The organism is Saccharothrix coeruleofusca (assembly GCF_014648515.1).
Taxonomy (GTDB): domain Bacteria; phylum Actinomycetota; class Actinomycetes; order Mycobacteriales; family Pseudonocardiaceae; genus Actinosynnema; species Actinosynnema coeruleofuscum.
This window is the reverse complement of the sequence record NZ_BMRG01000031.1, coordinates 27,113-38,718: the sequence shown is the minus strand read 5'-3', so window position 1 is coordinate 38,718 and position 11,606 is coordinate 27,113. Positions and strand designations below refer to the sequence as shown.

The window sequence follows — 11,606 nt, the reverse complement described above, 5'->3', positions numbered from 1 at the left end:
GCGCTGTTGAAGTGCGACTGCAACCCCACGCAGTCGATCGGCACACCGCGGGACTTGAAGTCCTGCACCATCCGGTAGACGCCCTGGGTCTTGGCGTGCGACCAGTCGTCGGTGTTGTAGTCGTTGTAGCACAGCTTGGCGTCCGGATCGGCGGCCCGCGCGGCGCGGAAGGCGGCCTCGATCCAGTCGTTGCCGGTGCGCTGCAGGTTGGAGTCGCGTCGTGCGCCGCTGCTGCCGTCGGCGAAGGCCTCGTTGACCACGTCCCAGGCGTAGATCTTGCCCCGGTAGTAGGTCGCGACCTGGGTGACGTGGTTGAGCATCGCCTGCCGCAGCGTCGAGCCCTCCAGGCGCTGCATCCACGCCGGCTGCTGGGAGTGCCAGGCCAGCGCGTGCCCGCGCATCCGCTTGCCCTGCGCCCGTGCCTGGTTGACGATCCGGTCGGCGTTGCCGTAGTTGAACTGGCCCTGAGCCGGTTCGGTCGCGTCCATCTTCATCTCGTTCTCGGCGGTGACCATGTCGAACTCACGGTTGAGGATTCCCGTGTAGGTCGAGTCCGAGAGCTTGTACGCCGCCACCGCCGTCCCGAAGTACCGACCGGTCCGGTTCGCCGCGGCGGCCAGGGTGCTGCCAGGACCGGGCGGGTCCGTCGGGTTGGTCGTGGTGGTGGTGGTCGTCGTGGTCGTCGTGCTCGTGGTCGTGGTGGTCGTCGTGGTGGTGCTGTCGGTCAGCGTCGGGGTCTGCCAGTCGCGCCACTGGCCGAGGTTGCCGGTGGCCTTGCTGTGCATGTTGACGCCACCGGTGAAGCTGCCCGTGTTGCGGAGGAACTTGCCGATGGCCTGCTGGAGCGGGGTGCGCCACTCGCCTCGGTTGGCGCAGTGGCTGCCGTCGGAGACGTTGGAGTGGTAGAGCAGGTTGGAGCCCGCCCCGAGGGCCTTGTAGACCTCGGCGCCGCCCAGGGCGGCCACGCTGGCCGAGCGGGGGCCGAGGTTGGCGATGTGCGGGTTGTCCATGATGAACAGGCCGCGGGGGGCGACCATGGCGACCATCTGGTGGGTGTCGACGGCGACGTTGTTGGGGTTGCTCGTGTAGGAGCCGAAGGCGTCGCCGAACCAGGGCTGCTCGCCGTAGGCGCTGCTGAGGCTCTGCGCGCCCTCGCCGGGGATGCCGCGGAAGATGGGCACGCCCGCGGTGCCGGACTCGATGGGCATGGTCAGCGCGATGCGCTGGTCGAACACGCCGACGGTGAAGGCGCCCTTGCCGAAGCGGGAGCAGCCGGTGACGCCGAAGGCGTCGGGGCGCAGGATGGAGCCGCCGGACTGCTCGACCACGTCGATGATGCGGCTCACGCCCCAGGCCCAGGCCATGAGCAGGCCGGTGGTGCTGGTGTTGCCGTAGATGCTGTAGAAGGCGCCCTGCTTGTTGTTGCGGGGGGTGCCCTCGCGGCCGACGGCGTAGGGGTCGTAGTTGATCACCGCGGCGCCCGCGGCCTTGATGGCGGCGGTGTCGGCGCCGAAGCCGCCCAGGACGACCACGGCCGGGAACGGGCCGGTGCCGCTGGGCAGTTCCACGCGAGCGGAGAAGCTGGAGCTGCGGCCGTTGTGGGAGACGTTGACGCTGATGGAGGAGTTGCTCACCGTGCCGCTGACGGTCGTGGGCTTGGCGGGCTTGTCGCCGTAGACCTGCCGCTCGGCCAGTTCGCGGATCTCGGCTCGTCGGCAGCGCCAGTCGCTCTTGCTGGTGATGCGGGTGCCGTCGAGCTTGGTGAAGGGGTCGGGCAGGCGGGAGTTGGAGGGGAAGGAGCCCGGCAGGGTGACGGGGCAGTCCGCGCCGTCGTCCTCCACCGCCGCGGCGACGATCTCGCCCGCGGCGCGGGCCGGGCTGACGCGGGTGACCGCTAACACCGCTCCGGCGAGCACGAGTGCCGCTATCGCCAACATGACGACCGCCGCACGACTTCGCGGGCGGCTCGAACTGATGATCACCAGGACTCTCCTTTGAGACGGTGGTGAAGATGGCAACGGCGATCAACGATCAGGGATTGATCGTCTAAAGTTTCGGCCAGCATTACGAAAGATGTCAACGCGCTCGTCCGTATTCCCTCCTTTGCCGGTCTCACTTGGCATTCGTAGGAAGTGGGAGGAACGCCCCGTCTGCGCTTGATCGTGAAAGCGCTTACCAGTGGTGAGGTGTCCGACCGGAGACGAGCCTGCGGGCGGCTCGATTTTCGAAAGTTTCAGCGACTTGCGCGCAATGCCAGGAGGGCGGCGGCGAAGGCCGCGGCCAGCAGCGCCGCGGCGGCGGAGAACGCCAGGTGGTAGCCGTCGGTCAGCGCGGCGGGCGGGGTGGCCCCCGCCGCGAGGGCGGCGGCGGTGCGGGTCGAGGCCAGGGTGGACAGCACGGCCACGCCGAGTGCCATGCCGATCTGCTGCGTGGTGTTGAACAGCCCGGACACCAGACCCGCGTCGCGGGGCGAGGCGTCGGCCATGGCCAGCGAGGTCAGCGCGGGCAGCACGAGACCGCCTCCCGAGATCAGCAGCATCACCGGCAGCAGGTCGGTCGCGTAGTCCGCCCGCTCCGGCACGGTCCGCAGCAGCAGCATCGCGCCGAACAGCAGCACCAAGCCGACGAGCAGCACGTTCCGCGCGCCGAACCGCGTGTTCAACCGGGGCGACAGCAGCAGGGACACGCCTCCGATCGCCGTCGCCGCGGGCAACATCGCCAGACCCGTGCTCAGCGCGCTGTAGTGCAGGACCCGTTGCATGAACAGGGCGACGAGGATCTGGAACGCGAACATCGCCGACATGGTCGGCAGTTGCACCAGGTTCGCCCCCACCACGGCGCGGGAACGCAGCAGCCGCAACGGCATCAGCGGCGTGCGCGCCGTCGCCTGGCGCACGGTGAAGGCGACCAGCAGCGCCAGCGCCAACGCGCCGGGGCCGAGCGTGCGGGCGGTGGTCCAGCCGTGGTCCGCCACGCCGACCACGGTGTGGATGCCGAGCATCAGCCCGGCCGTCACCAGCACCGCGCCGGGCACGTCCGCGCCCGCCGCCAGACCCGCGCCGCGGTCGCGGGGCAGGGCGCGCACGGCCAGCGCGACGGTGGCCGCGCCGATCGGCAGGTTGATGAAGAAGATCCAGTGCCAGCTCAGCGCATCGGTCAGCAGGCCGCCGACGACCTGACCCAGGGACGCGCCCGCGGCGCCGGTGAAGCTGAAGACGCCGATGGCCCTGGCGCGCTCACCGGGTTCGCTGAACAGCGTGACCAGGATGCCCAGCACGACCGCCGAGGCCAGCGCGCTGCCCGCGCCCTGGAGGAAGCGGGCGGCGACGAGCAGGCCGGGCGTCGTGGCCAGACCCGCCAGCAGCGACGCCGCGGCGAACACGGCGTTGCCGACGAGGAACACGGCCTTGCGGCCGACCAGGTCGCCCAAGCGGCCCGCGAGCAGCAGCAGGCCGCCGAACGCGATCAGGTAGGCGTTGACCGTCCAGCTCAGGCCGGCCGGGGAGAAGCCGAGGTCCCGCCCGATGGCGGGCATGGCGACGGTGACGATGCTGCCGTCGAGGACGGTCATCAGCATCGTGGCCGACAGCACGGCGAGCGCCGTCCTGCGGTTCGCGCGGGGTGCGTCGAGCGTGGGCGTCACTGGTCTCTCCTGTCTCGGGTGCGACAGGAGAGACCGTAGTAGATAGTTTTGTTGCAGACAATCTGTTTGGGGGCTACTTGGCCCGCTCGCGGGCCCGCCGGGCGGTCGGGGGAGCGGCGACCGGAATGCTCAGGTGGCCGGTGACCAGGCGGTTCAGCGCGCGGAGCAGCACCTCGCGCTCGTCGTCGGGCAGTGCGCCCAGTGCTTCCCGGTGCACGCCGTCGACGATCCGCTGGCTCCGCTTCGCGACCTCGGCGCCCTTCTCGGTGACGACGATGACCCTGGCGCGGCGATCCGCGCTCGACGGGCGGCGCTCGGCCAGTCCCGCCTGTTCCAGGGCGTCCACCGTGACCACCATCGTGGTCTTGTCCATGTCGCCGAGTTCGGCGAGTTGGACCTGGGTCCGCTCCTGCTCGAGGGCGTGCACCAGCACGCAGTGCATCCGAGCGGTCAGCCCGATCTCCGCCAGGGCCGCCGCCATCCGCGTGCGCAGCACGTGGCTGGTGCGGTCGAGCAGGAAGGACAGGTCGGACTCGGTGCGGGCGGGAGCCATCGCTGACATGGCCCCAGTTTACGGATGGTAAAGCGGCGGATTATCCGTCAGTGGAGCGTCTCCTCCTGGTCGTCGTGAAAGCCACCCCCAAACGCGGCTCGGCCGGGCGGCTGCGGCGAGCGGCGCCGTTGAGACGTTGGTGTTTCGACCGAATCGCGGCGGGGTATAACCGATCTGCTTTGCGTCTTGAGAACACAGGGCGCTGGAGGGTGCGTGATGAGCACGGTTGACCTGCCCAGGGACGATGCGGTCCTGGAGCTCCCGGACGAGCCGCTGTCGCGGGCGGACTTGGAGCGCAGGATCGCTTCCGCCGTGCCGGGGGTCCGGGGGGATCGGCTCGCGGATGTCCTGACCGTCGCGGCGGAGCTGGCTCGCAACGCCTGCCTGCACGCGAACTCCCCGCGGCGGATGCGGTTGAACCGCCCGCGCGAGGGGGTCGTCCGGATCGAGGTGGTCGACGGCAGTCCCGGCGTGCTGCCGGTCCTGGGCAGGTTCGACCAGTCCTGGCACGGTCGCGGGCTGGTCGTGGTGAACCGGCTGGCCGAGCACTGGGGCTGCCAACCGCACGGCGACCACAAGGTGGTGTGGGCGGAAGTCCGGCACGGTTGACCGGCGCCGACCCGCGCCCGGTGCTGGGCGCTCAGCCCAGCAGCCGCTCCCACGGCTCGCGGGCCAGTCGGGCGTCACGCGCCTGCTTGTTGACCCGCTTGGCGGGCTTGTGCTTCTTGTAGTACTCGCCGGACTGCCAGTCCACGCCCGGCCTGCTCTCGGCCGGCCACACCAGTTGCCCCGCCCCTTTCGCCGGGATGGTCAGCAGGGGGCGGGTGAGGGGGCTGGTGGTGATGAACCGCATGAGCCCGCTCTGGGACCGGGTGCCGAAGCTGGTCGCGACGTTGCCGGGGTGGAACGCGACGGCGGAGACGCCCCGCGCGTGGTAGCGCCGGTGCAGCTCCCTGGTGAACAGGACGTTCTCGAGCTTGGCCGCGTTGTAGGCCCGCACGGGGAGAAGTCGTGGTCGTGGTCGTAGAGGTCGATCCGGCCCGCCAGGCGCGCGGCGCCGATGCCGTCGCTGGCCCCCGTGATGACGGTGCTCTTGCCCTGGTCCGTGGATACCTCCGTGCCGGGACCGTCACGCCGACACCATGCGCCCAAACTGTCAGCCGCTGTCGATCACGTCTCTCTCTGTAGATTCACCGGTGTCGTGAGCGGTGAACGGCCCGGCGTCGGCAGCCGTGGCGGACGGCGGTCGGGTGTCGCTACGGTCGGGGCGTGAGGTCCGGACCAATCGCACTCGCCGTCCTGCTGACCGCCGGTGTCGTCACGGCCACCGCGCCCGCCTCGGCCGCGCCCGATCCCACCGCCGAAGCCGTCCGAGCCGTCGCCGACTGGACCGGGCCGCTGAGCACCAGAGGGCGCTACATCGTCGACGCCAACGGCAACCGGTTCAAGCTCAAGGCGGGCAACTGGCACGGCGCGAGCGGCACCTGGACCGGCTCGGGCGACGTGAACGACCCGGCGAACCACCACGTGCGCGAACTGGCCCACCAGACACCGCTCAACCTGGACCGGGTTCCCCTGGAGGGGATCATCGACGGGTTCGCCGACCTGGGGCTCAACAGCGTGCGCCTGCCGTTCTCCAACGAGATGATCCACGACTCCCGCCCCGTCCCCGACCTGCCCGCCAACCCGCAGCTGCGCGGCATGACCCCGCTGCAGGTGTACGACCGCGTCGTCGAACGGCTCACCGCGCGCGGTTTCGCCGTGGTGCTGAACAACCACACGAACACCTCCCGCTGGTGCTGCGGCGTCGACGGCAACGAGCGGTGGAACACCAGCCAGACCGAACAGCGGTGGCAGGACGACTGGTTGTTCATGGCCCGCCGGTACGCCGGGAACGAGCGGGTGGTCGGCGCGGACCTGTACAACGAGGTGCGGCGCGACGTCACCGACGACCCGAACTGGGGCTGGGGCAACGACCACGACTGGCAGCGGGCCAGCCAGCGGGTCGGCGACCGCATCCTCACCGAGGCCAACCCGAATTTGCTGATCATCGTGGAGGGCATCAACTGGACCGGGCTGCCGGTGGACGGTTTCCCGCACGGCAGGCCGACCCTGGAGCCGGCGCGCACGCTGTCGCACACCCTCGTGGAGTCCGGGAAGCTGGTGTACTCCGCCCACTTCTACGGCTACACCGGGCCGAACCACTCGGGGGCGACCGGCATCGGGGAGACCAGCGACCCCCGCTACCAGGACCTCACACCGCAGCAGCTGCGCGAGGTGGTGCACCGGCAGGCGCTCTACGTCTCGGCGGAGACCGGGAAGCACTTCACCGCGCCGGTGTGGGTCAGCGAGTTCGGCGCGGGCGGGCGGGGCAACGACGACCCGAAGTCGCGGGACTGGTTCGAGCGGTTCGTCGACATCCTCGTCGAAGCCGACGCCGACTTCGCCTACTGGCCGGTGGTCGGCCAGCACGGCGGCTCCGGTGACGGCTGGTCGCTGCTGGCGTGGGACGCCGCCGGGAACCGGATCGGCGTGCACGACAGCGCCGACTGGCGCGGTCCGGCGTGGCGGCGCCTGGTCGGCGCGACGGGCCGCACCGGGCAGGTCCCGCCGACCGAGCGGTGGTCGATGCTGAACCTGGACTACGCGGACTTCCAGGCTTCCAAGGTGGTCCGGGCGAAGCCCGACTGGAACCCCGGCGCCCGCAAGGGAGTCTGCCCGGACGGTCAGCGGCTGATCGGCTTGGCCGACGTCGGCGGACGAGGGCTGTGCACGGGAACCGCACCCACCCCCCAGGCGCACGTCACGGTGCGCGACGAGTCCTTCGTGGACACCGATTGGGCAGGCGGGTACACCAAGGTCCAGTGCCCGCGCGACCACTACGTCGTCGGCTACAGCCTCAACGGCGCCGCGTTCTCCGCGGCGCTGTGCGCCCGCTCGGCGACCCCGCTGGGCTCCGGCGGCAGGGCCGTGTGGTTCGACCGGGGCGACAACCGGCCCGGCGGCGACCCCGGCGGCGAGTTCGCGCCCAACCGCTACAAGGGCCAGTGCGCCTCGGACGAGCACATCGCCGGGATCGCCTACACCGGGCGGATCTTCTCCGACCGCGGCCCCGACGCCCTGTACTGCCGCCAGGGGGTGCCCGGCTGAGCCGGTCCGGACGTGTCGGGCGCCGGAGCTGGAAGCTCACCGCTCCGGTCTTCGGGGCGGCGGTGGGCGGTGGGCGGTGGCCCACCAGACCCCGCGCCGCGCGGAACGCACGACTCGGACGCGGGTCAAGCGCCCTCGCGACCCGCTACGGCCGTGATCCGGCTGCGCAACCGGAACACGTCCGGGGTGCCCATCGCCATGTGGTGGTGCAGAGCGGACCGCCACTGCCGAGCGGCTTCCTCATGCTCGCCGAGCGCGGCGGACACCAGGCCGATCCCCTCCATCGCCCTGGCGACCTCGATGCGTCGCTGGACCCGCCTGGCGATGTCCAGCGCGTTGCGGTGCCGGGCCATCGCGGTGGTCAAGTCGCCCAAGGCGAAGGAAACCGCCGCCAGGGTGTTGGTCGCCTCGGCCTCCAAGGCGGGCACCTGGACGGTCCAGACCAGCTCCAGCGCGCGGATGCCGCACCGGTACGCCTCGTCCAGCATCCCCATGGCCAGGTGGGTGTCCGCTCGGCGGGTCAGCACGATCGCCTCGCCGGAGCGGTACCCGATGCGCTGGGCCGTCTCCGCCGCCGTGTCCAGCACTGCCAGCGCCTCGGTGTGGTGGTGCAGCCGCAGCTCGGCGGTGGCCACCGAGTGCAGGGCGCTGACCACGTACGCGCGGTGGCCCAACCGCCGGTGCAGCAGGAGCGCGCTGCGGGCGGCTTCGCCCGCGAGCTGGAACCGGCCCATCGCCAGGTGCACCGAGCAGATCGAGTTGAGCGCAAGGCCCTCCTCGAACAGGTTGCCGGTCTGCCGGTGGATGGACAGGGCGCGCTGCAGGAACGACCGCGCGGCCTCGTACCGCCCGACCGCCTCTGACAGCAGACCGATCCGGTTCAGGCACTCGCCCTCGCACTCGCGGTCGCCCGAGTTCTCGGCGATGGACAGGGCACGCCACATGTTGTCGAACGCCTCGGTGCACTGGCCCAGCTGCCACTGCACCGAGGACAGCGCCCCGAGGTTCATCGCCTTCAGCGCTTGGTCCCCGGTGCGCGCCGCCGACTTCAGTGCCTTGCGCAGCATGCCGATGTGGTTGTGCAGCCTGCCCCGGATCTGCAGGTAGCTGGCCATCGCCCTGGGCAGGTGGCTGCCGTGGTGGTCCGGTCCCTGCTCGGCGACGTGGGACACCGCGGCGAACAGCCCGTCCTGCTCCTGGTCGAACCAGGTCAGGGCGGCCGCCTGGCTGTCGAACTCCGGTGAGCCCGTGGTGGGCGGGGGCACGTCCAGCGCGAGACGGCGGCGGCCGGGGTGGATGCGCGAAGCCGCCGCCTCCGCGGTGTAGAGGTAGTAGTCCAGCAGGCGCTGGAAGATCGCGGCGCGCTCTGCCTCGGACTCCTCCGCGCGCAGCGCCTGCTGCGCGTACTCGCGCAGCAGTCCGTGCATCGCGTAGCGCTTCGGCCGAGGCTGGATGAGCAGTTGCGCGTCCAGCAGGTCCTCGAGCAGGCGCTCGGTGCGCGGGACCGACGCGGCGGTCATCGCGGCCGCGACGCGGGTGTCGAAGTCGTTGCCCAGCGTCAGCGCCACGCACCGGAACAGCCTGCGGTGCTCGGTGGGCAGCCTGCGGTAGGATAGCTCGATCGCACTGGACACGCTGCGGTTGCCCAGCGTCAGCCCGTCGAGCCGCTGGTCCTCGTTGCGCAGCCGGTTCACCAGGTCCTTGACCGTCCAGGTGGGACGGGTCTGCAAGCGGGTAGCCGCGATCCGCAGCGCCAACGGCAGGTGCCCGCACGCCTTCACCAGTTCGGTCACCGCGCTGCCGGACTCCTCCACCTTGCGGTCGCCGATGATCCTGCTCACCAGCATCACCGAGTCCTCCTTGGACATCGGCGACAGCGTCAGCGCGTGCACCCCGTCCAGGTCGGTGATGCGGGCGCGACTGGTGATCAGCAGCAGGCAGCTCGCGGCGCCGGGCAGCAGCGGCCGGATCTGCTCGATGCCCGTGGCGTCGTCGAGCACGATCAGCATCCGCTTGCCCGCGGTGCGCACCCGCCACATCGCCGACCGCGCGGCCAGGTCGCTGGGGATCTGCTCACCGCTCACGCCGATGGCTTGCAGCAACTGCTCCAGGGCTTCCGTCGGGTTGATCGGCTCGATGCCCTCGACGTGCCCGCGCAAATCGACGAACAGCTGCCCGTCCGGGAAAGCGTTGCCAATGGTGTGCGCGGCGTGCAGCGCCAGGGAGGTCTTGCCCACTCCGACCATGCCGTCGATCGCGATGATGGTCAGCGCCCGGTCCTCGACCGGGGGGACGGAGGCGACGATGTCGGTCAGCTCCGCCGCCCGGCCGGTGAAATCGGGCAGGTTGTACGGCAGCGTGTTCGGCGTGGGCGCGTGCTCCGCCGTCGTGTTCACCACGCTGATCGCCCGCTCGACCGGTTCGAGCCCGGTGTCCAGGTCGCCGCGCAGGATCTGCTCGTGCAGCCGCTGCAGCTGGGGGCCGGGATCGACGCCGAGCTCGTCGGCGAGCAGGGCGCGGGCGTCGGCGAAGGCGCGCAGGGCCTCGGCCTGGCGGCCGGTCCGGTACAGGGCGATCATCAGCTGGCGGTGCAGGGTCTCCCGCAGCGGGTACTGCTCGACCATCGCCCGCAGCTCGGTCAGCACGGACGCGGCCTCGCCCAGCGCGAGCCGTAACTCGTTCAGCTGCTCGCAGGCCACCAGCCTGCGCTCGTTCAGCTGCACGATGGCCGGGCCGAGCACCGGTCCGCCGAGACCGCACAGCGCGGAGTCGCGCCACAACCGCAGCCCCAGGTCCAGCTGCGCGGCGGCGTTGGAGGCGAGGCTCGAGGCGATCGCCTCGGCGGCCCTGGCCATGCGCAGGTTGAACAGGTTCAGGTCGAGCTGCTCCTCGCACAGCACCAAGCGGTAGCCGGGACCGTCGGTGACGATCAGTTCGTCACCGAGCCGCCTGCGCAGGTCGGCGACCGTCTTGCGGACCTGGTGCGCCGCGGTGGTCGGCGGCCTGCCCGCCCACACGGCCTCCACCAGGCGGTCCACCGGAACCATGTTGCCACTGGCCAGCAGCAGTGTGGCCAGCACGTGCTGCTGCTTGCGGCCACCAGGGTTGACCCGACCCTCCTCACCCAGCACCTCCAGCGGGCCGAGGACCTTGAACTCCAACCGCGATGCCTGTGGGACGTGGTGCTGGACACCTGCGTGGCCGTCGCGGGGCAGAGCTGTCATGCGCGCACCTGGTTGTCACGGTTCTGTCGGCGGGGGACGGGGGCGCCGGGACCACCCCGGCCGTGCCTGGCGGTCGAAACCGGGAGCGGCTTTCTCACGAAGGGTGCCGCGGGGACGTTCCCGCGACTCTCCGGCCCGAGAGTATCGGCGCGCACACCGTAGGATCGATCACCATCGCATTCAAGCACGCCTACCAGGTTCTGACCACTATAGGTAATCTGACGGCGACATGGAGTACCCGGTCACCTGTGGTGAGACCGGGCGAGCTGAGCCATCAGTGCCCGAAGGGGCAGACAGGCTTCCTGGCGGGCTTACTGGTCGGACCGGTGCGCCCCGCCATCCCGGTCGCTTCTCCTCACCGGATCGTGCCCGTTGGCGACGAGGTCGCCAGCCGGCGGCGCGTCCGCCACCACCGCGCCGACGGCCCGCTCCGGCTCGCGCGGCCCGGCGTCCGGTTCGACACCCGGTTCGCCGGTGAACGTGATCGGAGCGGCGGGCACTGGTTCGATTCCAGCCGCCCGCGCGTACCGGGACGGCTCCGGGAACGGATCGGTACCAGAGGCCGGCACCTTCGGCCGTGTGGAGCAGGACCACAGCGGATGGAGGGCAGCGGGGTTGGGCACGGGGTGGGGATTCGCGGCAGGAGATTCGGAGCGGCTCACCACGGCGCCGGGGCCTGTCGCGCCCGACGTTCGCCAAATCGAGTAATTGTCCTAAAGAATACCCCTGTGGTTGAGGTGCGTCCCCATCGGAACGGTCACCGGGTGCACTCTCGGCAGAGTGGGCCGCGCCCGGTGCTCGAGTTGGCGCGGGAACCGCGGTGGGCGCCCTGCTGAGGCGCCGAGTTCGCCCACCCGCGTCCCGGCCGCGACCACAGCTCGCGCGTGGCGCCACCGCAGGCTTCGACCACCGTGAGGCCGCGGACCGGCGAAGCAGGACTTGCCATTGAGTACGCAGCTGTTGTAAGGCCCGCGATGAGCACCAGTTCCGGCTCGAGCGGGAATTGCTGATCTGTTTCATACCGCTACGCCCGGAG

General features: G+C 70.9%; 7 protein-coding genes and 1 pseudogene. 2 read left to right on the top strand and 6 right to left on the bottom strand.

Going from position 1 to position 11,606, the window contains the following annotated elements; genetic code table 11:
• The 4 genes and pseudogenes from IEZ00_RS38275 to IEZ00_RS34980 form a co-directional block, all read right to left on the bottom strand.
• Positions 1-728 (bottom strand): endo-1,4-beta-xylanase (locus tag IEZ00_RS38275; RefSeq protein ID WP_373293259.1); only part of this gene is annotated, 728 nt, incomplete at its 3' end.
• 255 nt (positions 729-983) lie between these two features.
• Positions 984-1,937: pseudogene (locus IEZ00_RS38270) on the bottom strand (glucuronyl esterase domain-containing protein); the annotation flags it as partial.
• Positions 1,938-2,233: 296 nt separating this feature from the next.
• Positions 2,234-3,643 (bottom strand): MFS transporter, encoded by a 1,410-nt coding sequence (locus tag IEZ00_RS34985; protein WP_229796404.1) that lies wholly within the window; start codon positions 3,641-3,643, stop codon positions 2,234-2,236.
• A gap of 73 nt (positions 3,644-3,716) precedes the next feature.
• Entirely contained in the window at positions 3,717-4,205 is a 489-nt protein-coding gene (locus tag IEZ00_RS34980; protein ID WP_189227643.1) for a MarR family winged helix-turn-helix transcriptional regulator, read from the bottom strand.
• Between the two features lie 207 nt (positions 4,206-4,412).
• Here IEZ00_RS34980 and IEZ00_RS34975 point away from each other — a divergent pair, with 207 nt between their 5' ends.
• Positions 4,413-4,805, top strand: coding sequence for an ATP-binding protein (locus IEZ00_RS34975; protein ID WP_189227642.1), 393 nt, complete (start codon positions 4,413-4,415; stop codon positions 4,803-4,805).
• A 31-nt stretch (positions 4,806-4,836) separates the two neighbouring features.
• Here IEZ00_RS34975 and IEZ00_RS34970 read toward each other — a convergent pair whose 3' ends face one another.
• A complete protein-coding gene (locus IEZ00_RS34970; protein ID WP_189227641.1) occupies positions 4,837-5,196 on the bottom strand; it encodes a Rossmann-fold NAD(P)-binding domain-containing protein in 360 nt (119 codons plus the stop codon).
• Positions 5,197-5,465: 269 nt separating this feature from the next.
• Here IEZ00_RS34970 and IEZ00_RS34965 point away from each other — a divergent pair, with 269 nt between their 5' ends.
• Positions 5,466-7,346, top strand: a complete 1,881-nt coding sequence (locus tag IEZ00_RS34965) for a glycoside hydrolase family 5 protein (RefSeq protein ID WP_229796403.1) — start codon at positions 5,466-5,468, stop codon at positions 7,344-7,346.
• A gap of 125 nt (positions 7,347-7,471) precedes the next feature.
• Here IEZ00_RS34965 and IEZ00_RS34960 read toward each other — a convergent pair whose 3' ends face one another.
• On the bottom strand, positions 7,472-10,570 hold the full coding sequence (locus IEZ00_RS34960; RefSeq protein ID WP_189227640.1) for an AfsR/SARP family transcriptional regulator: 3,099 nt from the start codon (positions 10,568-10,570) through the stop codon (positions 7,472-7,474).
• Positions 10,571-11,606: the final 1,036 nt, after the last annotated feature.